The organism is Microbacterium daqui, assembly GCF_050408675.1.
GTDB lineage: Bacteria > Actinomycetota > Actinomycetes > Actinomycetales > Microbacteriaceae > Microbacterium.
Genome location: NZ_JBNTKF010000002.1, coordinates 176,296 through 199,249 on the forward strand (window position 1 = coordinate 176,296; position 22,954 = coordinate 199,249).

General features: G+C 64.7%; 23 protein-coding genes. 16 read left to right on the top strand and 7 right to left on the bottom strand.

Annotated features, from left to right (window positions below; all coding sequences use genetic code 11):
• Positions 1-2 precede the first annotated feature (2 nt).
• The 7 genes from ACQUSY_RS02130 to ACQUSY_RS02160 are packed head-to-tail and all read left to right on the top strand — an operon-like array spanning position 3 to position 4,592.
• Positions 3-389 (top strand): holo-ACP synthase, encoded by a 387-nt coding sequence (locus tag ACQUSY_RS02130; protein ID WP_428902867.1) that lies wholly within the window; start codon positions 3-5, stop codon positions 387-389.
• Positions 373-1,497 carry an alanine racemase gene (gene alr, locus ACQUSY_RS02135; RefSeq protein WP_428902868.1) on the top strand — a complete coding sequence of 375 codons (1,125 nt, stop codon included), beginning with the start codon at positions 373-375 and terminating at the stop codon, positions 1,495-1,497. Before ACQUSY_RS02130 ends, alr begins: the two co-directional genes overlap by 17 nt.
• On the top strand, positions 1,494-1,979 hold the full coding sequence (gene tsaE, locus ACQUSY_RS02140; protein ID WP_428902869.1) for a tRNA (adenosine(37)-N6)-threonylcarbamoyltransferase complex ATPase subunit type 1 TsaE: 486 nt from the start codon (positions 1,494-1,496) through the stop codon (positions 1,977-1,979). Before alr ends, tsaE begins: the two co-directional genes overlap by 4 nt.
• A 9-nt stretch (positions 1,980-1,988) precedes the next feature.
• Positions 1,989-2,597: a tRNA (adenosine(37)-N6)-threonylcarbamoyltransferase complex dimerization subunit type 1 TsaB gene (gene tsaB / locus ACQUSY_RS02145; RefSeq protein WP_428902870.1), complete on the top strand. Its 609-nt coding sequence runs from the start codon at positions 1,989-1,991 to the stop codon at positions 2,595-2,597.
• Complete coding sequence (rimI, locus tag ACQUSY_RS02150; protein ID WP_428902871.1) at positions 2,594-3,079, top strand: ribosomal protein S18-alanine N-acetyltransferase; 486 nt, start codon at positions 2,594-2,596, stop codon at positions 3,077-3,079. The genes tsaB and rimI overlap by 4 nt, the downstream gene beginning before the upstream one ends.
• A complete protein-coding gene (tsaD, locus tag ACQUSY_RS02155) occupies positions 3,076-4,143 on the top strand; it encodes a tRNA (adenosine(37)-N6)-threonylcarbamoyltransferase complex transferase subunit TsaD (RefSeq protein ID WP_428902872.1) in 1,068 nt (355 codons plus the stop codon). The genes rimI and tsaD overlap by 4 nt, the downstream gene beginning before the upstream one ends.
• Positions 4,140-4,592: a hypothetical protein gene (locus tag ACQUSY_RS02160; protein WP_428902873.1), complete on the top strand. Its 453-nt coding sequence runs from the start codon at positions 4,140-4,142 to the stop codon at positions 4,590-4,592. Before tsaD ends, ACQUSY_RS02160 begins: the two co-directional genes overlap by 4 nt.
• A 71-nt stretch (positions 4,593-4,663) precedes the next feature.
• On the opposite strand, the gene ACQUSY_RS02165 is transcribed toward ACQUSY_RS02160, so the two are convergent.
• Positions 4,664-5,851: a THUMP-like domain-containing protein gene (locus ACQUSY_RS02165; RefSeq protein WP_428902874.1), complete on the bottom strand. Its 1,188-nt coding sequence runs from the start codon at positions 5,849-5,851 to the stop codon at positions 4,664-4,666.
• 224 nt (positions 5,852-6,075) lie between these two features.
• Between ACQUSY_RS02165 and groES the strand changes: the two genes are divergently transcribed.
• The 3 genes from groES (at position 6,076) to ACQUSY_RS02180 (ending at position 8,876) form a co-directional block, all read left to right on the top strand.
• On the top strand, positions 6,076-6,372 hold the full coding sequence (gene groES / locus ACQUSY_RS02170; RefSeq protein WP_428902875.1) for a co-chaperone GroES: 297 nt from the start codon (positions 6,076-6,078) through the stop codon (positions 6,370-6,372).
• Between the two features lie 132 nt (positions 6,373-6,504).
• Positions 6,505-7,437 (top strand): EamA family transporter RarD, encoded by a 933-nt coding sequence (gene rarD / locus ACQUSY_RS02175; RefSeq protein ID WP_428902876.1) that lies wholly within the window; start codon positions 6,505-6,507, stop codon positions 7,435-7,437.
• A 149-nt stretch (positions 7,438-7,586) separates the two neighbouring features.
• A complete protein-coding gene (locus tag ACQUSY_RS02180) occupies positions 7,587-8,876 on the top strand; it encodes an ABC transporter substrate-binding protein (RefSeq protein WP_428902877.1) in 1,290 nt (429 codons plus the stop codon).
• Between the two features lie 247 nt (positions 8,877-9,123).
• Here the strand turns inward: ACQUSY_RS02180 and ACQUSY_RS02185 are convergent, their stop codons facing one another.
• The 4 genes from ACQUSY_RS02185 to ACQUSY_RS02200 all read right to left on the bottom strand — a co-directional run bounded on the left by ACQUSY_RS02185 (position 9,124) and on the right by ACQUSY_RS02200 (position 13,237).
• Positions 9,124-9,861 (bottom strand): ABC transporter ATP-binding protein, encoded by a 738-nt coding sequence (locus ACQUSY_RS02185; protein WP_428902878.1) that lies wholly within the window; start codon positions 9,859-9,861, stop codon positions 9,124-9,126.
• Positions 9,858-10,739: an ABC transporter ATP-binding protein gene (locus ACQUSY_RS02190; RefSeq protein WP_428902943.1), complete on the bottom strand. Its 882-nt coding sequence runs from the start codon at positions 10,737-10,739 to the stop codon at positions 9,858-9,860. Before ACQUSY_RS02190 ends, ACQUSY_RS02185 begins: the two co-directional genes overlap by 4 nt.
• A 214-nt stretch (positions 10,740-10,953) precedes the next feature.
• Entirely contained in the window at positions 10,954-11,937 is a 984-nt protein-coding gene (locus ACQUSY_RS02195) for a branched-chain amino acid ABC transporter permease (RefSeq protein ID WP_428902879.1), read from the bottom strand.
• 1 nt (position 11,938) lies between these two features.
• On the bottom strand, positions 11,939-13,237 hold the full coding sequence (locus tag ACQUSY_RS02200) for an ABC transporter permease subunit (RefSeq protein WP_428902880.1): 1,299 nt from the start codon (positions 13,235-13,237) through the stop codon (positions 11,939-11,941).
• Between the two features lie 426 nt (positions 13,238-13,663).
• Here ACQUSY_RS02200 and guaB point away from each other — a divergent pair, with 426 nt between their 5' ends.
• On the top strand, positions 13,664-15,166 hold the full coding sequence (gene guaB / locus ACQUSY_RS02205) for an IMP dehydrogenase (protein WP_428902881.1): 1,503 nt from the start codon (positions 13,664-13,666) through the stop codon (positions 15,164-15,166).
• Positions 15,167-15,297: 131 nt separating this feature from the next.
• A complete protein-coding gene (locus tag ACQUSY_RS02210; RefSeq protein ID WP_428902882.1) occupies positions 15,298-17,001 on the top strand; it encodes an ABC-F family ATP-binding cassette domain-containing protein in 1,704 nt (567 codons plus the stop codon).
• Positions 17,002-17,059: 58 nt separating this feature from the next.
• Here the strand turns inward: ACQUSY_RS02210 and ACQUSY_RS02215 are convergent, their stop codons facing one another.
• Positions 17,060-19,180: a RecQ family ATP-dependent DNA helicase gene (locus ACQUSY_RS02215; RefSeq protein WP_428902883.1), complete on the bottom strand. Its 2,121-nt coding sequence runs from the start codon at positions 19,178-19,180 to the stop codon at positions 17,060-17,062.
• 109 nt (positions 19,181-19,289) lie between these two features.
• On the bottom strand, positions 19,290-20,162 hold the full coding sequence (locus tag ACQUSY_RS02220) for an EamA family transporter (RefSeq protein WP_428902884.1): 873 nt from the start codon (positions 20,160-20,162) through the stop codon (positions 19,290-19,292).
• 38 nt (positions 20,163-20,200) lie between these two features.
• Between ACQUSY_RS02220 and ACQUSY_RS02225 the strand changes: the two genes are divergently transcribed.
• The 4 genes from ACQUSY_RS02225 to ACQUSY_RS02240 all read left to right on the top strand — a co-directional run bounded on the left by ACQUSY_RS02225 (position 20,201) and on the right by ACQUSY_RS02240 (position 22,933).
• On the top strand, positions 20,201-20,707 hold the full coding sequence (locus ACQUSY_RS02225; RefSeq protein ID WP_428902885.1) for a MarR family winged helix-turn-helix transcriptional regulator: 507 nt from the start codon (positions 20,201-20,203) through the stop codon (positions 20,705-20,707).
• A 3-nt stretch (positions 20,708-20,710) separates the two neighbouring features.
• Positions 20,711-20,923 carry a DUF2277 family protein gene (locus ACQUSY_RS02230; RefSeq protein WP_428902886.1) on the top strand — a complete coding sequence of 71 codons (213 nt, stop codon included), beginning with the start codon at positions 20,711-20,713 and terminating at the stop codon, positions 20,921-20,923.
• Between the two features lie 72 nt (positions 20,924-20,995).
• Positions 20,996-22,114, top strand: coding sequence for a GuaB3 family IMP dehydrogenase-related protein (locus ACQUSY_RS02235; RefSeq protein ID WP_428902944.1), 1,119 nt, complete (start codon positions 20,996-20,998; stop codon positions 22,112-22,114).
• Positions 22,115-22,933, top strand: coding sequence for an SURF1 family protein (locus tag ACQUSY_RS02240; RefSeq protein ID WP_428902887.1), 819 nt, complete (start codon positions 22,115-22,117; stop codon positions 22,931-22,933). It abuts the gene before it with no gap.
• Positions 22,934-22,954: the final 21 nt, after the last annotated feature.

Sequence of the window (22,954 nt, forward strand, 5' to 3'; positions counted from 1 at the left end):
TCGTGATCATCGGAATCGGCGTCGATCTCGTCGACATCCGACGCTTCGAGGAGACCATTGCGCGTACCCCGAAGCTGCGCGAGCGACTTTTCACGCCGGCTGAGCGGGAGAAGCCAGCGCGCTCTCTTGCCGCTCGATACGCCGCCAAGGAGGCGCTGATTAAGGCGCTCGGCGGCTCCGATGGCGTGTACTGGTCCGAGATTGACGTGGTGCAAGATGCTGAGGGCAAACCATCGTTTGCCCTCAGCGGCACCACGGCCGCCACGGTGGTGAACCGCGGCATCACCGGCCTGCACGTATCGATGTCACACGATGGCGGGATGGCAACGGCGTACGTTATCGCCGAATCCACCCGCTCGGAGGGAACCTTTAATGTCCGCTCTGCCTAACGGCACAGCCCGCGAAGCCCTCATCGACGTTGGCGCGATCGCCGCCAACACCCGCCGCATCGCCCGCGTCACCGAGACCGACATCATTGCGGTCGTGAAGGCTGATGCGTACGGACACGGTGCCGTGCGTGCCGCTCGCGCCGCCCTCGATGGCGGTGCCACGCGCCTCGGCGTCGCCGACATCAACGAAGCACTCGAATTGCGCCGCGCAGGCGTGATGGCTCCGATTCTGGCGTGGCTGCATGCTCCCGGAACTACGTTTGACGAAGCCGCAGCGGCTCACGTTGCGCTGGGCATTTCGTCGATGGATCAGCTGCAGGCGGCGGCCGCAGCGTCAGCCGCCGACCGCCCCACGCGCATCCACCTCAAGCTGGAAACCGGTCTCAGCCGCAACGGCATCGCACCCGAAGACTGGAACCACGTCGTTGCCGAAGCCGCCCGCTGGGAGCGCCTCGGCAAGGTCACCGTCGAGGGCATCTTTTCGCACCTCTCCAACACCACGATCGCCGACGACCTCGTGGCGCTTGAACGCTTCAACGAGGGCATCGCGCTCGCGGCGTCCCTCGGCGTACACCCGCAGATTCGCCACCTCGCCGCCACCAACGCGGCCCTCGCACTTCCCGCCGCGCGCCTCGACGCGGTGCGCATTGGCATCGGCCTCTATGGCCTCTCGCCGTTCGATGACCGCACGTCGGCCGACCTGGGCCTGCGCCCCGCGATGACTCTTCGCGCCGCGGTCGCCAACGTGCGCCGCGTGCCGGCCGGCACTGGCCTCTCCTACGGGTACACGCACCGCACCACGGGCGAAACCACCCTCGCCCTGGTTCCGTTCGGCTACGCCGACGGCGTGCCCCGCAGCGCGTCCAACCGCGGAGCCGTGATGATCGCTGGCAAGAAATTCACCGTTTCCGGGCGCATTGCGATGGACCAGTTCATCGTCGATGTCGGCGACCACCCGGTGAACATCGGCGACGAAGCCGTTCTGTTCGGCGACCCGACGCTCGGTGTGCCCTCCGCCGAAGACTGGGCCGCCGCTGCCGACACCATCAACTACGAAATCATCACGCGCATCGGTGCGCGTGTGACCCGTCGATCGGTCTCGTCATGACCGGCGTCACTGGCACCCACGACATCGCGACCGTCGATGCGATGCACGACCTCGGCATTGCATTCGGTAAGACTCTGAAGGCCGGCGACCTCGTCGTCATGACCGGCCCGCTCGGCGCTGGCAAAACCACGCTGACTCGCGGCATAGCCGAAGGTCTCGGCGTGCGCGGCCCGGTACAGAGCCCGACGTTCGTCATCGCCCGCACCCACCCGTCGCTCGTCGGCAGCGCCCCGCTCGTGCACGTTGACGCGTACCGCCTCGGCTCCGCCATGGAGCTTGACGACCTTGACATCGACTTCGATGGTTCCGTCGTCATCGTGGAGTGGGGTCGCGGCATGGTCGATGGGCTCGCCGAGCAGTGGTGGGACGTTGAAATCGCCCGCCCTGTCGGCGTCGACGATGACGTTGCGGTCGAAGACCTTGACGGTGACGCCGCCCGCATCGTGACGATCACCCGCCAGCCCTCAGACGCGGCGGGATAACCTGGAACCATGATTCTTGCCGTCGACACCTCCCTCGGAACAGCTGTCGCCGTCGTCACTCTTGACGGCGACGTGCGCGCACAGGCGACAAGCGAGAACCACCTCGGGCACGCTGAGGTCATCGGCACACTGATTCAGGAGGCGCTTACCGCCGCCGGAAACCCCGAGATCACCCACGTCGCCGCAGGCATGGGCCCTGGACCCTTCACCGGCCTGCGCATCGGCATCGCCGCGGCGCGTACGTTCGCGATCGCGCGCAGCGCCCACCTGGTTCCGGTTGTCAGCCACGACGCCCTCGCGCTCACCGCCCTCGACAACGGCACCACCGGCACCTTCATCATCGAAACTGACGCTCGCCGCCGCGAACTCGCTTGGACGACGTACGACGGCGTCGACGCCGACGGCCTGCCCAAGCGGCTGACGGAACCAGCACTCGTCGCGCGCGCGGAAGCGGAAGACACGCTGACGGCTGGGGAGCGCATCGTCGCCACCGAACTCTCCGGCGGAGCGCTCGGCCGCGTTGCCGCTCTCGCGATCGTTGCTGACCGTACCGTTGGCCCCGACGACGCCCTGTACTTGCGTTCGCCCGACGTTGCCGCACCGAAGGTGCAGGTGTGAGCGCGCCCGCCGCGCACGACGTCACTTTTCGCGACGCGACGGCGGCTGACCTCGACGCGATTATGGCGCTCGAGCGTGCGAGTTTTCCCACCGACGCGTGGAGCGAAAACATGATGGCCGAAGAGCTCGTCTCGCCGCACGGCCGCTACCTCGTTGCGGAACGTGGCGATGAGTTGCTGGGTTATGGCGGGGTTCGCGTCGTCAAGGGTTCGCACGAAGGCGACATCCAAACCATTGCGATGGCGGCCGCCTCACGGGGTCTCGGACTCGGCCGTACGCTGTTGCGGGCGCTGCTCGACGCGGGCCAGGACCGCGGCGCCCGTGAGATCTTTCTCGAGGTGCGGGCCGATAACGATGTCGCCCACGCCCTGTATGTTTCTGAAGGATTCGTCGAGCTGGGGCGCCGAGCGCACTACTACCAGCCCGACGACGTCGACGCGATTGTGATGCGTTGCCACCTCAAACCAAAGGAGAACGCGTGAGTGCCGCAGAGCCCCTCATTCTGGGGATCGAAACCAGCTGTGACGAGACCGGTATCGGTATCGTCCGCGGGCGCACCCTGCTGAGCAACACGATCGCCTCCAGCATGGGCGAGCATGCCCGCTACGGCGGCGTCGTGCCCGAAGTCGCTGCCCGCGCGCACCTCGAAGAACTGCAGCCGTCGATTGAGGCAGCGCTTGCCGAGGCGGGCGTCACGCTCAACGACCTCGATGCTGTCGCCGTCACGAGCGGCCCCGGCCTTGCCGGTGCGCTCATGGTGGGCGTTGGCGCGGCAAAGGCGCTTGCGGTGGGCCTCGACAAGCCGCTCTATGCCGTGAACCACCTCGTCGGTCACATCGCCGCCGATATTCTCGACGCCGGTGCTGAGCCGCTGGAATACCCGACCGTCGCGCTGCTCGTTTCGGGCGGACACACGTCGCTTTTGCTCGTGCGTGACCTCACGACCGACGTTGAACTCCTCGGTGAGACGGTCGACGACGCCGCTGGTGAAGCGTTCGACAAGGTCGCCCGCCTCCTCGGCCTGCCGTACCCCGGGGGTCCGCAAATCGACAAGGCCGCCATTGGCGGCGACCCCAAGGCGATCCGCTTCCCGCGTGGACTGTCGCGTGCCTCCGACATGGCGAAGCACCGCTACGACTTCTCGTTCTCGGGCCTCAAGACCGCCGTCGCGCGCTGGATGGAACAGCAAAAAGCGCAGGGCAATGAATACAACCAGGCCGATGTCGCCGCCTCCTTTCGCGAGGCCGTCGTCGACGTACTCGTCACGAAGGCGCTCGACGCGTGTGCCCAATACGGCGTGCCCCGACTGCTCCTCGGCGGCGGCGTCATCGCGAACAAGCGCCTGCGCGAAGTTGCCCTCGAACGCGCCGCGAAAGCGGGGGTGACGGTGCGCATTCCACCGCTGTCACTCTGCACCGACAACGGTGCGATGATCGCGGCGCTGGCCTCCGAACTCGTCATGAGCGGCCGCAAGCCCTCCACCCTCGCGTTCGGTGCCGACTCCACCCTGCCTGTCACCGAAATTCAGGTGGCCGAGTCGGTATGACCGGATTCCTGCGCCGCAACAGTCAGGCCCCGTCGAACGACGAGGCCGAGTCGGTTGCGCCCGCAGAGACGACGGCTGACGGAACCACGGCTGCGGCTGACGGCGTCGACGTCGACGCCACCGAGACCGGCACCGAACTCGACGCCGCGACCGACACCGGTGCCACGCCGACCACGAAATCGGTGCGGTGGCTGCCTGTCGCATCGATTCGCAAGGGCTATGGCGGATCATCCGTCTCGTTCGCCCTCGCGGGCCTGGCTACCTCGTTCTTTGTCGGCTGGGCGTTCCCGCTCGCACTCATTGGCATCACGCTCGGCATCATTGCCATCCACAAGCCCGAAGAGAGCATCCGCCTCGGCGCGTGGGGCATCGCGCTCGGCGCGCTTGCCACGATCTACAGCGCGGGCTGGCTGTGGTGGGCCGGCACTCAACTGCACTGGTTCGGTTAGCTGACACTCGTCTGGGTGTCTCGGGCACGCTTGAACTCACACGGGTCAGCGCGCCTTCGATGAACCGGCGTTCAGACGCGATCCGCGAGAATCGCGACCCGCTTGGTTCCGGCACGCGTCAAGATCAACGTCGCTGACTGCGAACCCTTGAGGTTGAGCTTCTTGCGGAAGACGGCGGGGTCAATGTCCATGCCACGCTTCTTGATCTCGAGCGTGCCAATGTCGAGGCCGCGCAGCGCTTTCGCGAGGGTCTTCACGTCGGCCGGAAACACCTCGCGGACGCGGAACGATGACACAAACGGAGTTGTCAACGCCGCATCAGACGTGAGGTAGGCGATGCCGTCGGCGACCGGGCCAGCCTGAAGCGATCGCGCCACCTCCCCAACCAGGCGTGCGCGAATGACGGCACCATCGGGCTCGTGCAAGAACGCGCCGAGTTCGCGGGGCTCCTCATCGGGAGCATCGGCCGGCGCGGTCAGTTCGTGCGCTTGGTCGCCGCGAACGACGAGGGCCGCACGCCGCACGCCGGGGCGAGCGAGCCTGCCTGTCCACACCACGAGTTCAACAACGTCGCCATCAACGCTCACCCACTGAGTCTCGGCGTCTGCGGGGAGCGCGTCGCGGTCGTGCGCGGGCCCGAGCTTCACGCCGATCGGCAGCTGATCGGCCAGCCCGAATACCCAGTCCAGGTGCGGTGAGTAGTCGGCGGCGGTGACGCGCTTGGTCTCGCTGTGCCCCTTCGTGCGCCGCGCCGGGTCGAGCCACGCGGCGTCAATCCCTTCGAGGGCGACGTCTTCGGCGAAACTGTTGCGCACTTCGGCCATGTCGCCAAACGGTGCCAGGTTGTGGGCGGTGATTCCCGCGGTCACGGCGTCGGCATCAACGGCCAGTACGCGCAGGCCGGCGCCGGCAAACGCGAGTGAGTCGGCACCGATACCGCACCCGAGATCAGCGACCGATTCGATGCCTGCGGCGACAAACCGCCGCGCGTGACGGGCGGCGACCGGCATGCGCGTGGCCTGCTCAAGCCCCGCCTGCGTAAACAACATGCGCGCCGCGAACGGCCCAAACTTCGCCTGTGCGCGCGTGCGCAACCGTGCCTGCGTCACGACGGCCGAAGTGAGATCGGGGGAGTGTCCGGCCGCACGCATCCGCGTCACCGCTTTTAACGCGTCATCACTCGACGCAATCGGGCCGACCTCGTCGATGAGCTCCAGTGCCTCGTGCGACAGCAGCGTGACGAGTTCAGACATCTCCATCCCGCCAGCCTAGTTTGCCGACACTTGCCGCACCGTGGTTCAGCTCGCCAGCCCACCCCCGCAAACGCAGCCCATGGTTCCGTCATCATTCCGCCCAAAGCGATAACCGCGCCGAAGTTGGCACTCGCGTTGCATGAGTGCCAATTGCAGTCGTAGACTTGGCATTAGCACTCGCCAGGTGTGGGTGCCAATAATCTTGATTCGCCAGAAGGAAGAGGTAAACCGTGTCGGTTTCCATCAAGCCGCTCGAGGACCGCATCGTCATCAAGCAGGTTGAGGCAGAGCAGACCACGGCTAGCGGCCTGGTCATCCCGGACACCGCGAAGGAGAAGCCCCAGGAGGGCGAGGTCGTCGCAGTTGGCCCCGGTCGTATTGACGACAACGGCAACCGCGTGCCTCTCGACGTCGCTGTGGGCGACCGCGTTCTCTACAGCAAGTACGGTGGCACCGAAGTGAAGTTCGGCGGCGAGGAGTTCCTCGTGCTGTCGACCCGCGACGTGCTCGCCATCGTCGTTCGCTAAGGCGCACTGCGAAAGCATTTTTCAAGGCCCGTGTGATTCGTCACACGGGCCTTGTGCTGTCTCTGGATGGGGGCAGCGGAACCATGGGCTTGCGGTGCGCGCGGAGGCAGCTCGCGGCGATACCCTGAAGCTGTGACTTCTCCCGACCAGCGCGAGCGCAAACTCGGCTTCATTTACGGCCTGCTCGCGTATCTACTGTGGGGATTTTTGCCGCTGTACTTTCTCACGCTGGCCCCGACCGGGCCGTGGGAGATCGTCGCAATGCGCATCTTCTTCTCGCTGGCGCTGTGCGCCATTCTGCTTGCCGTTACGCGCTCGTGGGGGCGACTGCAGGCGATCTTCTCCAGCAAGCGCACGATCTGGCTGACGGTGCTCGCCGGTGTACTGATCTACATCAATTGGCAAGTGTTCGTGCTCGCGACGCTGACGGGTCACATTATCGAGACAGCGCTCGGGTACTTCATCAACCCGATCGTCACGATTCTGCTCGGCGTCTTTGTGATGCGCGAACGCCTGCGCCCCCTGCAATGGGCGGCCGTCGGCCTCGTTGGCGTTGCCGTCGTAGTCATCGTGGTCGGGTACGGCGCCTTCCCGTGGATTGCACTACTGCTGGCCGGCAGCTTCGGTGTCTACGGTCTCATTAAGAAGAAGATTGGCCCGCGTGTTGACGCGTTGAGCGGGCTGACGCTGGAGTCGCTCTGGCTCGTGCCGATCGCCATTGCCCAGCTCATCTGGGTGGGAGAAACCGTCGGCATCACGTTCGGAAATATCAGTACCAGCCACACGCTCCTGCTGATGTTCGCTGGTGTCGCCACCGCGGTTCCGCTTCTCCTCTTCGCCGCAGCCACGCGCCGCACGACCCTCACCGTCGTCGGTATTCTGCAGTTCTTGACCCCGCTGATGCAGTTTGCGACCGGCGTGTGGATCATGGGGGAGCCGATGCCGCTCGAGCGTTGGATCGGGTTCGGCGTCGTGTGGGCGGCGCTTGCGGTGTTCATCACCGACTCGGTGATCGCCGGTCGACGCGCGCGTGCCAGTGTGCCGCCGGTCGAGCCAACCCCCTAGTCGAGTAGCAGATGTCATCGGATGATTTGTCAAAAAGCGGCATTCGGCGAAAACGTTAGCGCACTGAGACCTTGTTAATGCGTCTGAACTCGTATTGTGGTGACACTGACCTGCACAAGGCGTGGTCAGACCAACGTTAGGATGCGTTTATGTACGGAACCCTGATCTCCCGTAAGGGCAAGGTTTTCGCTGGAGTAGCCCTCGCTGCTGCTAGTGCTCTCGTACTTGCTGGTTGTAGCACCGGCGGTGGCGGCGGAGACCCGACAACCGAGCCCACCGGTTCCGCAGACCCCGGAACCTCCGCACCTTCTGGCGAAGCACTAACGCTGAAGCTCGGCTCGCTTCTGCCCCAGACCGGTTCGCTGTCGTTCCTCGGCCCGCCCATGGAATCTGGCGTTCTCCTCGCTGTTGAGGAAGTCAACGCGGCCAACGCTGGCATCACGATCGACTACACCCCCGCTGATGAGGGTGACACGAAGAACAAGGTGTTTGAGACCAGCATCGAGAGCCTGCGCGGTAAGGGCATCACGGCCCTCATCGGTGCCGCATCGTCGGGTGTCTCTAAGCTCATTCTCGATGGCAACGTTGAAGCTGGCATCATGCAGATCTCGCCGTCTAACACTTCGCCTGACTTCACCGCGTGGAAGGACAACAGCCTGTACTTCCGTACCGCGCCGAGCGACCTCCTGCAGGGTGAAGTTCTCGGTAACCTGATCGCCGACGACGGCCACGCCACGCTCGCCGTTCTGTACCAGAACGACGCGTACGGTTCGGGCCTCGACAAGGCCATCACCGAAACCTTCGAAGGTACCGGTGGCGAGGTTGTTGAGCACCAGACGTTCAACGTCGGTGACACGCAGTTCGACGCTCAGATTCAGGCTGTCGTCGCGGCGAACCCCGACGCTGTCGCCATCGTCTCGTACGAAGAGTTCAAGGCGCTCGCGCCGGCACTCGTTTCGGCAGGTATCACCGCTGACCAGATGTACCTGGTTGACGGCAACCTCTCGAACTACGGTGCCGACATGTCGATCGACCTGACCGGCGCTCAGGGCACCCGCCCCGGCCCGAAGCTCGAAGACGACTTCACCGACCGCCTGCAGGCTGCATGGACGGGCGCTGGCAACAGCGAGGTCAAGGACTTCACGTACGCCGCTGAGGCATACGACGGTGTCATCCTCACCGCACTGGCTGCTCTCGCTGCGGGCTCGACCGACGGCGCTGACATGGCTGCCAAGATGGCTGAGATCTCGGGCGGCACCGGCGGTGGCGAGAAGTGCACCGCGTTCGCCGAGTGCGCCGCACTCATCGCTGACGGCAAGACGATCGACTACGACGGCTACTCCGGCGACGTCACGTTCGACGAGAACGGCGACCCGAAGGGCGCTGCCATCGGTACCTACAAGTACGAGGCAGACAACCTCGCTACCCGTACCGACTAAGTAGCAATACTGCGAGGGAGGGGTCCACTGGGCCCCTCCCTTTCGCGTGCCCGCGGGCGTCTCGTTCCGCACCCGTGGTTCCCGGAGCCGCTCGTCGGGGATTTCGCGGCCTCAGGGGCCCGCCAGCGCCGTTTCAGGCGATGCGCAGTAGTTTCTCCGACGTGCGGCTGGCGGAACCATGGGGCTGGGGCATGAAAGAAGGAGCCGGGCCCCGAAGTGGGGCCCGGCTCCGAAAGCGGTGAGGGGGTTATGCGGCCTCGGTGCCGAGGGTTCCGAGGTAGAGGCCGATGACCTTCGGGTCGTTGAGCAGTTCGCGGCCGGTGCCCTCGTAGGCGTCGCGGCCTTGGTCGAGCACGTAGCCGCGGTCGCAGATCTGCAGACAGCGGCGGGCGTTCTGCTCCACCATGATCGTCGTCACGCCCGCCTTGTTGATCTCGGAAACGCGCAAGAACGCGTCGTCCTGTCGAACCGGGCTGAGGCCAGCGCTGGGCTCATCGAGAAGCAGCACGCTCGGGTCCATCATGAGCGCGCGGCACATCGCCACCATCTGACGCTCACCACCCGACAGCGACCCGGCACGTTGGCCGAGGCGGCCACCGAGCTCAGCGAAGATGCCGGTGACGAAATCGAGGCGTTCCGCATACTTCTTGGGAGCCTGGAAGACACCCATCTGCAGGTTCTCGGCGATCGTCAGCGACGGAAACACGTTGTTCGTCTGCGGCACAAAAGCCACACCGCGCTTCACGAGCTTGTCGGCTTTCAGGCCCACGATGCTCTCGCCATTGACGGTGATCTCGCCCTCGCGCACCCTGACCATGCCGAAGATCGCCTTCAGCAACGTCGACTTACCGGCACCGTTCGGGCCGATGATGCCGATCAGCTCACCCTGGCGGGCAATGAGGTTCGCACCGTTCAGAATGTTGATGCCCGGCAGGTATCCGGCGTGCACGCCCGTCATCTCGACAACGACGTCACTGTCGGTCATTTCGACTCCTTCGTGTCAATGGTGGGGATGCGCCCGGTGACGACACCGAGGTCAACATCCTGGTGCGCGCCGAGGTACGCGTCGATCACGGCCTGGTCTTCCATCACCGTCTCGGGCGGGCCCTCGGCGACGATCTTGCCCTCGGCCATCACGACCACCCAGTCGGCGATGTGACGCACCATGTGCATGTCGTGCTCCACGAACAGCACGGTCATGCCGCGGTCTTTCAGATCAAGCACGTGGTCAAGCAATGATTGCGTGAGCGCGGGGTTAACACCGGCCATCGGCTCATCGAGCATGACGAGGTTCGGGTCGTTCATGAGGGCGCGAGCCATGTCGAGAAGCTTGCGCTGACCACCCGAAAGCGACGCGGCGAAGTCTTGCTCCTTGGCGTCAAGCTTGAAGCGGGTGAGCAGGTCACGCGCCTTCGCGGTGATCTCCGCCTCCTGCTTGCGCCAGCGCCACGGCATGAGCGAGGCCCAAAAACCCTCACCCTTTTGATCCTTGGCGCCGAGCTTCATGTTCTCCAGCACCGACAGCAACGACAGCGCCTTCGTCAGCTGGAACGTGCGCACCTGCCCCATGCGCGCAACCTTGAACGACGGCACGCCCGCGAGGTTGTGGCCGTCATACGTCCACGATCCGGTGTTGGGCTTATCGAAGCCGCACAGCAGGTTGAACAACGTCGTCTTGCCGGCACCATTCGGGCCGATCAGCGCCGTAATCGCGTGGCGCGGAATCTCCAGGTGATTCACGTCAACAGCCGACACTCCACCGAAGTTTCGGGTGACGTTGTTGACGACGAGAATCGGGTCAACCTTGGGGATGCCGGGCGTTCCCGGTCCCTTCGCGAGCCCGGTTGTCTTCTGACGCTTCACCGCAACCGGCTCAGCCGCCTCACGCTCCGCGAGGACCTCTTCGGGCGACGCGGCATGCACGTCTTCCTGCTGCGCGGGGACCTCACCCGCTGGTTCCGTCACCGCTTCATCAGCCGCAGTCACTGGTTCCGGAACCACAGTGTCGGCACCAGCATCGGTCACGTGCTGCGGAACCACGGGCTCCGCATTCGCGCCGCTTTCGTGGGGAATCTGGTTATTTGACAAAGGTCATCTCCCTCTTGTCTCCGAGGATGCCTTGTGGGCGGAAGATCACAATCAGCATGAGGGCGATACCCATGAGGAGCTGAACGAAGGCGGCACCCTGCGCGTTGCTGATCGGGAGGCCGAGATGGGGAATGACCGACCCCAGGAAGGCGTAGACCACCCAGAACAGCACCGCACCGAGGGTCGGACCCAAGACGGTCGCCGCGCCACCGAGGAGCAAGATCGTCCAGAGGTTGAACGTCATATCAGTGACGTAAGAACCTGGTGTGACAGCGGACGGCAACGCGTAGATGATGCCGCCCATCGCTCCCATGACACCACCGATGATGAGCGCCTGCATCTTGTACGAGAAGACGTTCTTGCCGAGCGAGCGCACGGCGTCTTCATCTTCGCGGATGCCCTTGATGACACGCCCCCACGGGCTGCGCATCAGCATGAACACGACGACGATGCAGACCGCGAGCAGGATCAGGCCGAACAGGATGATCCACCAGCGGGCGTTCGTGTAGGTCCAGGTCCAGAAGCCCCACTTGTCGGAGGTTTCGCCGCCCATAAGCACCCACGGGTTGGCGGCCTGGAAGCCCGCGTTGTAGCCGTCGAGACCATCGTTCGAGCCGGTGACCGAGTCGAAGGCGGCCGTGTTGAACACGAGGCGTACGATTTCAGCCGCTGCGATCGTGACGATGGCAAGGTAGTCAGCTCGCAATCGCAGAGTCGGAATACCCAACACGAACGCGAACAACACCGCGGCGATCAAACCGAGCGCCATCGCGGCATACCAGGGCAAACCGAACGTGAGCACGCCGATCGCGTAGCCGTAGGCGCCGAGGGCCATGAACGCGGCCATACCGAAGTTCAGCAGTCCGGTGTAACCGAAGTGCACCGACAGGCCTGTTGCCGCAATCGCGAACGCGATCGTGGTGGGGGAGAGCAGGAAGCGGAGCGAGTCCGCCAAAACAGCCATGAAATCCATGTCAGCCCAACCTTTCCTTGCGACCGAGCAGGCCTTGCGGCCTCACCAGCAGGATCAGAATCAGGGCGAGCAGAGCGCCAGCGAACTTGAGGTCGGACGGAATGAACAGCGGCGACACTTCAACGACGATGCCGATGATGACGGAACCAATGAGTGCGCCGAACGCGGTGCCGAGGCCGCCCAGGGTGATGGCTGCGAAGATCAACAGCAGCATCGAGGTACCCATGTCGAACTTCACACCACGCAGGTAGTAGGCCCACAGCACGCCGCCGAGGGCGGCGAGGCCACCGGCCAGCATCCACACCAGGCGCACGACCGACTCAACGTTGATGCCCGACGCTGCCGCGAGCGACGGGTTGTCGCTGATGGCGCGCGTGGCCTTGCCGAGTCGGGTGCTGGTGAGGAAGAAAGCGACACCGAGAATCACCACGATGCTGACGCCGGCGATGATGAGGTTGATGTAGGTCGTCTTGATCGGCCCGAGCGGGAACTCCGAAACATTTTGCCCCGGAACCTCGTACACGTTGCCCTTGATCAGGATTTGGTAGAACGAACGCAACGCGATCGCCAAACCGATGCTCACCACGAGGAGCTGCACGATGCCGAGACCCTTGCGGCGGAGCGGCCGCCACAGCCCCGCGTCGAGCGCGAACCCGAGGCCGACACCGGCGAGCACGGCAGCGGTGATGCCGATCCACAGCGGTGCATCCCAAATTGTGGAGATGATCATCATCACGATCGCACCCCACGACACCATCTCACCGTGTGCGAAGTTCGAGAGTCCCGTGGTTCCGTAGATCAATGCGGCACCCATGGAGGCGAGCGCCAGCATGAGACCAAAAACCACACCGCGGAACAGGCTGTTCATCAGCTGCTCGCTAAACGACGTGGTCTCACGCACGCCCTCACCGAGGAAGAGGTTGACAGTCTTCTTGCCGGTGAGGTCAAAGGTCACCGTTTGCGATGCCGATTCACCCTCAACAATGACGCCCTCTGGCAGGGTCGATTCGTCAACGGTCAGCGTGTATTCGGCTTTCTCCGGAACGAACAGCTCCCAGCGACCCTTGTCGTTTGTGACGGTCGTGGCGCTGAAGCCGTTGCCCTCAATCGTGACAGTGACGCAGGGGAGAGGTTCGTCGTTGAACTTGATGAAGCCGCTGAAACGCCAGTCCGTCTCTTCTTGTTCATCAGGCGGGTCACATGTGGCGGTTGCGGCCGACACCGGGGCAGCGCTCGCGGCGGTCGACAGTGACGGCGCAACGATCACCAGCCCGGCAAGAAGGAATCCGAACAACACCATGAGCACACGCCAGCGATGGCGGTACTGGGTTCGGGTCGATGAAAGGGACACACAACCTCCGCTTGTTGTTGGGATCTCCAGCAAACGCGTGGGCTCGGATCAAGTGTGATTCGGGCTGGATTGTGAGCCTATTGCGAAAATGCCGCCAGCGGGAGGGGAAAAACAAGTCGTTGTCATCGTGTGACCAGCGCAATATCCGCGACGGAACCATGTTTTCTAGGCGGTGACGGGGTTCCGGAGCCACGGGGCTGGGGTGATCAGCAGGCCCCGGCGTGTGAGTCCGGGCGTGTCGCGCGTTGACTTGCTGGAATATATCGTGCGCATTGCGAATTACACTTGATACACACGGACGACCCATCCGTTGAGGCCGCCGCCGTCCCTCGCCCCGCGATAAACCGCGCCACCTGCGCAGGAGGAAACTTTTCCATGGAACAGAATGACCCCTTCGGCTTCACCGGCCTGACCTACGACGACGTTCTGTTGCTGCCCGGTGCGACGGATGTCATTCCGAGCGACGCGGACACCTCGTCGCGTTTCTCCAAGCGCATTATGGTTGCGACGCCCCTCGCATCGGCCGCTATGGACACCGTGACCGAGGCTCGCATGGCGATCGCCATCGCCCGTCAGGGTGGCATCGGCATTTTGCACCGCAACATGTCGATCGAAGACCAGGCCGCGCACGTTGACCGCGTAAAGCGCAGCGAGTCGGGCATGATCAGCGACCCAATCACCACGACGCCGGAAACGACGATCGAAGAGGTCGACGCGATGTGCGCGAAGTACCGCATTTCGGGTCTGCCGGTCGTTGACGCTGAGGGCCGCCTCGTCGGTATCGTCACTAACCGTGACATGCGTTTCGTGCGTGGTGCCGAGCGTAAGACGACGCTCGCAAAAGACGTCATGACGAGCGAGAACCTCATCACCGCTCCGGTTGGCATCGCCGCTGAAGACGTCATCGCGCTGTTCGCCAAGAACCGCGTGGAGAAGCTGCCCCTGCTCGATGAAGACGGCAAGCTCGCCGGTCTCATCACGATTAAAGACTTTGACAAGAGCGAGAAGTACCCCCTCGCAACCAAGGACGAACTCGGCCGTCTGCGCGTTGGAGCGGCAATCGGCTTCTTTGGCGACGCATGGCAGCGTGCCGAGGCTCTGCGTGACGCAGGTGTCGACGTCATCGTCGTCGACACCGCTAACGGCCACTCGTACGGCGTGATCGACCTCATCACGCGCCTCAAGGCTGACGAGACGTTCGCTCACATCGACATCGTCGGTGGCAACATCGCAACGCGTGAGGCCGCTCAGGCGCTCATCGAAGCTGGCGCTGACGCGATCAAGGTTGGCGTTGGCCCGGGCTCGATCTGCACCACGCGCGTTGTCGCCGGTGTTGGCGTGCCGCAGGTTACCGCGATTTGGGAGGCTTTCCAGGCTGCTCGTGAGGCCGGTGTTCCGGTTATCGCTGACGGCGGTCTGCAGTACTCGGGTGACATCGCGAAGGCTCTTGTCGCCGGTGCTGACACCGTCATGATCGGCTCGCTCTTCGCCGGAACCGACGAGTCACCGGGTGAGATTGTCTTCGTCAACGGCAAGCAGTTCAAGCAGTACCGCGGCATGGGCTCGCTCGGCGCAATGCAGACGCGTGGCAAGCAGACGTCGTACTCGAAGGACCGCTATTTCCAGGCTGACGTGCCGAGTGACGACAAGCTCATTCCCGAGGGCATCGAGGGTCAGGTTGCGTACCGTGGCCCGGCTTCGGCCGTCGCGTACCAGCTCGTTGGTGGCCTGCGTCAGTCGATGTTCTACGTCGGTGCTCGCACGATCGAAGAGCTCAAGGCCAAGGGCAAGTTCGTGCGCATCACGCCTGCCGGTCTGAAAGAATCGCACCCGCACGACGTTCAGATCGTCGTCGAGGCTCCCAACTACCGCAAGTAGTCTTCACGAAACGGAACCTCTCCTCGCCGTCGCGAGGGGAGGTTCCGTTTTTCCGTTGCCGGTGGTGCGTGGGCTGGCGTGATGCCGGTATTCTGAAAGGCTCGCCGCCGGCGGCCGAGAGGAAGAGCCCCGTGGGATTCATCGACATCAATGGTGTGTCATACACGCTGCCCGACGGGCGGCCGTTGCTCGACGACGTCACCTTTCGGGTCGGCGAAGGCAAAACGACCGCGCTGATTGGTGAGAACGGGGCCGGCAAGACGACGCTGTTGCGGATCATTCGCGGCGAGCTCAAGCCCGACAATGGCGCAATCACGATCAACGGTGGTCTGGGCGTGATGGATCAGTTCATCGGGCACGCCCGTGATGCTGATCCGGCGAATCCGCCGACGGTGCACACACTGCTCGTCGATGTGGCGCCAGAACGCATTCGGCTCGCGGCTCGGTCTCTTGAGTCGACGGAGAACGCGCTCATCGATGAAGACAGCGAGCGGAACCAGATGGCCTATGCCTCAGCGATTGCTGAGTACGCAGATGCGGGCGGCTACGAGTATGAGACGGTGTGGGATCGCGTCGCGACTGCCGCCCTCGGTGCCGGGTTCGAGCGGGTGAAGTATCGCGAGCTGTCGACGCTGTCGGGTGGCGAACAAAAGCGGCTCGCGCTTGAAGCGCTGCTCGCCGGGCCCGACGAAGTGCTGTTGCTCGACGAACCAGACAACTATCTCGATGTACCAGGCAAACGGTGGCTGGAAGAGCGACTCCGCGAGACAAAGAAGACCGTGCTGTTGGTGTCGCACGACCGCGAACTTCTCGCGCGCGCTGCCGACCGTATCGCGACCCTCGAGGTCGGGGCGACGGGTGGCACAGCGTGGATTCACGGTGGCGGCTTCGGCACGTATCACGCGGCCCGCGATGCCCGGATGGAACGACTGGAAGAACTGCGCCGCCGGTGGGATGAGCAGCACCTCAAGCTCAAGCAACTCGTGGTGGCGCTACGGGATGCCGCGAAGCGCAGCGACGAGTTAACGAGTCGCTATCGGGCGGCGCAAACGCGCCTGGCCAAGTTTGAGGCGGCCGGTCCTCCGCAGGAGAAGCCGCGCGAGCAGAACCTCGATATGCGGTTGCGCGGTGCCCGCACCGGTAAACGCTCGGTCGTCGCGACTGACCTCGAGCTCACCGGTCTCATGAAGCCCTTCACGACGGAGATTTGGTTCGGCGACCGCGTTGGTGTTCTCGGCTCCAATGGTTCCGGAAAATCCCACTTCTTGCGATTGCTTGCCCGTGGCGGTACCGATCCCGATGGCACCCTGGGGCACGTTACGACGGCGGGCCAGCGCGCCGCGAGCGTCGCCCACACCGGGCGTGCGGTGCTGGGGGCGCGTGTAGTTCCGGGGTGGTTTGCACAAACGCACCAGCATCCCGAGTTTGTCGGGCGCACCCTGCTCGACATTCTGCATCGCGGTGAAGACGACCGCGCAGGGATGGCGCGCGACGCAGCAAGCTCGGCGCTCAGCCGATACGGGCTCGCGTTGCAGGCCGAGCAAAACTTCGAACAGCTCTCGGGCGGGCAACAGGCGCGCTTTCAAGTGCTGCTGCTGGAGCTCGGCGGCGCGACGTTACTGCTCCTTGACGAGCCGACCGACAACCTCGACCTCGTCTCCGCCGAAGAACTACAAGATGCGCTCGAACGCTTTGACGGTACCGTATTGGCGGTCACTCACGACCGCTGGTTCGCGCGCTCATTTGACCGGTTCTTGATCTTCCGCGCCGATGGCACGGTACAGGAGTCAGCCACCCCGGTGTGGGATGAAAAGCGGGTCGACCGCGCACGTTAGGGCGTGGCTCATCCACACAGCAATCGCCTGGACCCGAAGTTGTCAGACAAGCCCTCATTCACCCTCGTAGTGCGAGCACGAACGGCAGCACCTCGGATGCTCCGGCTTTGCGCAGCACGCGGGCGGCAGCGGTGAGAGTCCAACGGCTGTCGGCTTGGTCGTCGACGAGGAGGATGGGCCCGGGGGGCACGTCGAGTTGGTCAGCGGCGAAGCGATCCCAGACGGATGCCAGGCGGAAGACGCTGTTTCCGCCGGGGCCATCGGCGCGGTGCGGCGTGCGATCGCCAAGGGCGCCGAGGTAGGGCAGGCGCCCGATCTCAGCGATGCCGCGGGCGAGCGTGTCGACCAGCTGCGGGCGTGACTGCGACGGCATTGCGATCACCGCGACGGGCCGTTCTGCCCACCCCCATTCGGCGAGCACACGCACACAGGCCTGAAGCATCTGGGGCGAAACCGGGGCATCTGGCGCGCCCGCAGCGAACAGGTCACGCAGCGCACCGCCCCAGCCGAGATCGGTGAGGCGTGCCAGGGCGCGCCCCTCAGCGGCTTGCTCGCCCGGAGCGATGCGCCCCTTTAACGGAACATCAAGCCGGTCGGCACCTGTCGGCCAGGCTTTGCGCGGTTCGATCGGAACGCCAACACGATCGAGCGATGAGCTCGCTGAGGCCGCATCGGCCTCGCCCACCGCGGTGGGAAACCACACGCCCACGCAGTTGTCGCACCGCCCGCACGGCACAGCGGTGTCGTCGTCGAGGGTGCGCTGCAGGTATTCCATGCGGCATCCATCGGTCTGCTCGTACTCGATCATGTGCTGCTGCTCAGCCACCCGCTCAGCGGCGATGCGTTCATAGCGTTCGGCGTCGTAGACCCAGGGTGCACCGGTTGAGACCCATCCACCCTGCACCCGGCGCACCGCGCCATCGACGTCGAGCACTTTCAACAGCAGCTCGAGGGGCGTGCGCCGAATGTCGACGCGTGCTTCGAGCGCGGGAGTCGATATCGGCTGGTCGCTCAGCGCGTGCAGCACCCGTTCGGCACGATCGCGGTCGGGCATTGAAGCGGTCGCGAAATAGTGCCAAATGTCGCGGTCTTCAGTGCCCGGCAGGAGCAGCACGTCGGCACTCTCACTCGCGCGCCCGGCACGACCCACCTGCTGGTAGTACGCAACAGGCGACGAGGGGGCCCCGAGGTGAATGACGAACCCGAGGTCGGGTTTGTCGAACCCCATGCCCAGAGCGCTGGTCGCGATAAGTGCCTTGATCTCGTTGTTCTTCAACATGCGCTCAGACTCGGTGCGCTCGTCGGTGTCGGTCTGGCCCGTGTAGTCGCGCACTTCATGCCCGTGTTCACGTAGCAGACGAGCCGTGTCGACAGCCGCGGCGACGGTGAGTGTGTAGATGATGCCTGCCCCGGGCAGATCGTTCAGATGGCTGAGCAGCCAGGCCAGCCGCTGCGTCGAATTCGGCAGGCGCAGCACACCGAGGCGGAGGGATGCTCGTGCGAGTGGTCCGCGGATCGTGAGCACGGTGCTTGCAGCATCCGCCCCCGACCCCGCGCCTAGCTGTTCGGCGACATCAGCGACGACCCGACTGTTCGCGGTCGCCGTCGTGGCGAGCACCGGCACTGAGGCGGGCATCTGCGTGATCAGGTCGCGCAGGCGGCGATAGTCGGGGCGAAAATCGTGGCCCCAGTCGCTGATGCAGTGTGCCTCGTCGACCACGAGGAGTCCGAGACGCTGAATCAGCGTCGGCAGCTGCTCTTCACGAAAAGTGGGGTTGTTGAGGCGCTCGGGCGAGACGAGCAGCACGTCGACCTCGTCGCGATCGAGCTGCGCGAGCACATCGCCCCACTCGTGTGCATTGGTCGAGTTGATCGCGACCGCCCGCACACCCGCCCGCTCGGCCGCCGCGATCTGGTCGCGCATGAGTGCCAGCAGCGGCGACACCAGCACCGTCGGCCCCGCGCCCTGCCGGCGCAGCAGCAGTGTCGAGACGAAGTACACCGCCGATTTGCCCCATCCGGTGCGCTGTACGACTAGCGCACGCCGCCGCCCCTCGACCAGCGCCTCGATCGCCTCGAACTGCCCGTCATGAAAGTCGACGTCGTCGCGCCCCACCAGGTCGCGCAGCCCGTCGAGCGCCGCGGCACGAATGGGGGCGGATGCTGCGGCAGAAGTCATACCTTCACTCTGCCGTAGGCCACCGACATCGTCCTCACGCAGAACGCGTATCGGCCGCTGTGCTCATCCACACAGCAATCGCCCGGACCTGAATATTCTCAGACAAGCCCTAGGTGGATGTCTGGGCGCGGGGCGGTCTACTGATCGCGATGACCACACCGGCGATGACGAGGGCCATGCCGATGGCTTGGCTCCAGCCGAACGGTTCACCAGCGATCAGCACACCGAGTACGACCCCGGAGACGGGGTTGAGTAGGCCGATCGCGCCGACGGCCGCGGCCGGGAGGTGGCGGAGGCCCGTGAACCACGCGAAGTAGGCGAGCGCCGTGCACACGACGCTGATGTAGGCGAAGCCCAACATTTCGCTGCCGGTCAGGGCGGGAGGTGCGCCTTCAAACACAATCGCGAGGATGACGACCACCACGGAGCCGGTCATCAGTTGCCACGAGGCGAGCGTCACCGGGGCAATCGAGCCGCCCCAGCGCGCGGTGAGCACGAAGCCGAGCGACGACGCCGCCATCGCGCCGAGCGACGCAGCCACACCCCAACCGTTGATTTCGCTGAACGACGCACCCACCATGATGGCGACGCCCGCGATACCGGTCGCGGCACCGGCGACTGGGAGGAGGCGTGGCCGCTGGCCGAGAAGGGCCCACCCGAACAGCAGCATGCCCGCGGCAGCGGTTGACATGAGCGTCGCCGCCACTCCCGACGGCAGGGTTGCCGCCGCAACGTAGATCAGTGCGAAGAAGCCGCCGACGGTGAGGAATCCGAGAACGAATGAGCGCCAGATCCACTGGCCGCGGGGGAGCTCGCGCGACACCAGAAACAGAATGAGCGCGGCGGGTACTGCGCGAAAGACGGAACCCCACAGCGGCGAGTCGGCAGGCAAGAATTGCCGCGTCACGACGTAGACGCTGCCCCACACGATCGGCGCGACGGCGGTGAGCAGGATCCACCCGAGCCGAGATTTCTGTTCCATGGAAGACATATTACTTCCTTGGAAGATATAGTGGGGCCATGTCGGATATACACGAGCCCGATCAGGTCGATGCCATTATGGCCGCTTGGCGTCGCGAGCGCCCGGATGCCGACCCCGCACCGCAGGGCATCGTGGGGCGACTGCACCGTATCGCTGGCATGCTTGACGCCGCTCTCGATGAAAACTTCGCCCGCTTTGGCCTGTCGCAGGGGGAGTTCGACGTGCTGGCGACGCTGCGCCGCGCGGGGGCGCCGTATGAGCGCACGGCCGGTGATCTCGCCGAACAAACCATGATCACAACTGGTGGGCTCTCCAAGCGCATCGACCGCCTCGAAACGCGGGGCCTCATCGAACGCACGGTCGATGCGATCGACACTCGCCGCCGCAATATTCGTCTCTCTGCGGCGGGGCTGACCCTCGTCGACGAGGCCTATACGGCGCACATGGCGCTCGAGCACGAACTCATCAAGCACATTGCTGACCCTGAATCCCTCGCCGCGGCACTGCGCAACTGGGGGAGCGAGCTGCAGGACGCCCATTCGTAGCTCGTGCCCCGTGGTTCCGTTTCGTGCACCGGAACCACGAAGCCGTCACAGGCGAATCAAGCGGCTTTTGAACGAGCCGTCGCAGAGATTGCGCACGCCACGAGACACCTGCTGGAAGACCTCGTCGCCGTGCGCCCGCCGAAGAATCGTGAGGAGGAGGCCGCGAAGGCTCGGGCTCGCGCCGAGGCATCCGGGCGCTATTCCCGCGCGAGCTGACCTGCTAGCACGTCCGACTGATCACCTCCTTTCGACGGCACGCGCTCACGAGGGTAGGCTTAGGGGGTGACCATGGAGATCGAGCTCGGACGCGGTAAGCGCGCTCGCCGGGCATACACGTTCGATGACATCGCTGTCGTACCCTCACGACGCACCCGCAACCCGGAGGATGTGTCGACGGCCTGGTCGATCGACGCTTATCACTTCGACACCCCGGTCATCGGTGCGCCGATGGACTCGGTCGTGAGCCCGAAGACGGCCATCGAACTGGGTCGCCTGGGCGCTCTCGGTGTGCTCGACCTCGAGGGGCTCTGGACGCGCTACGAAAACCCGGAGCCGCTGCTCGCGGAGATCGCATCGCTCGACGGCGAGAACGTCGTCCGTCGCATGCAGGAGCTGTACGCCGAGCCGATCAAGCCCGAGCTGATCACGTCGCGCCTCCGCGAAATCCGCGAAGCGGGCGTCGTTGTTGCCGGCTCCCTGTCGCCGCAGCGCACCGCCGAGTTCTACGAGACGGTCGTTGCCGCCGGTGTTGACCTGTTCGTGATCCGCGGAACCACGGTGTCGGCTGAGCACGTCTCGTCAGACATCGAACCCCTCAACTTGAAGAAGTTCATCTACGACCTTGACGTTCCGGTCATCGTCGGTGGTGCTTCTACCTACACTGCTGCCCTCCACCTGATGCGCACCGGTGCTGCCGGGGTGCTCGTCGGCTTCGGCGGCGGCGCCGCTTCCACCACGCGCGCCACCCTCGGCATTCACGCGCCGATGGCCACGGCCGTCTCCGACGTTGCAGCCGCTCGCCGCGACTACATGGATGAGTCCGGCGGCCGTTACGTTCACGTCATCGCTGATGGCGGCGTCGGAACCTCGGGAGACATCGTCAAGGCTCTCGCGATGGGTGCAGACGCCGTCATGCTGGGTGTCGCGCTTGCGCGCGCAACCGACGCTCCTGGTTCCGGTTACCACTGGGGCCCCGAAGCACACCACCCGGCGCTGCCGCGCGGCAAGCGCGTGCAGGTTGCTCAGGTCGGCACGCTCGAAGAGGTTCTGCACGGCCCGACGCCTGTCGTTGACGGCACCGCCAACCTCATGGGCGCGCTCAAGAAGTCGATGGCCACGACCGGCTACAGCGACCTCAAAGAGTTCCAGCGCGTTGAGGTTGTGCTCGCGCCGTACCAAGCCCTGTAAATGACATCGGTCGAGGCGCCGCTGTTTCCGCCGACGCTGCGCGAAGTTCTGCTGCGTCCGCGGTGGCTCGGCGTACTCGGCCTCGCCCTGATCGTGGCCGGCGTTTTTGCGTGGCTCGGTCAGTGGCAGCTCGACATGGCCATCGATGAAGACCCAGTGCCGATCGAAATCACCGAAGAGGTGAAGCCGCTCGCCGACGTCGTGAATCCGGGGCAGTATGTTCCGGAACCACTGGTCGGCCACCGTGTTGACGTCACCGGCTCATTCATCGCCGAAGACTTCCTTGTTGTTTCCTCGCGCCACAACGAGGGTGTCGAGGGGTACTGGGTCACCGGCCAGCTCCGTATTGCCGACACCGAGGTTCCGACCTCCATCGCGGTGGCCGTGGGCTGGACCGACAGCCGCGAAGAGGCCGACAAGGTCGCCGCTGAGCTGAACGCCGCCCCGCCGCAGAACGTCGATCTCACCGGTCGCATCATCTCGGACGAGGGTGTCATGCCGCCGCGCGGCAGCGAGCCCCTCACCGAAATGGTGCGAATGTCGCCAGCGCAGCTGTTGGGCTTTTGGCATGACGCCGATGACCTCACGATGTACCGTCCGTACCTCGCGTCGGAGGGCACGCTCGGCTCGCTCGACAAGATTGTCGCGAACCCGCCGGTCGAAGAAAGCTCGGTCAACTGGCTGAACATCTTCTACGCGATCGAGTGGATCGTGTTCGCCGGCTTCGCATTCTTCATGTGGTACCGCCTCGCGAAAGACGCGTGGGAAAAAGAAGTCGAGCAGTTCGAAGAAGACCACCCGGAAATCGCGACGGCCTAGTCTGCGACGCGGTGTCCGGAA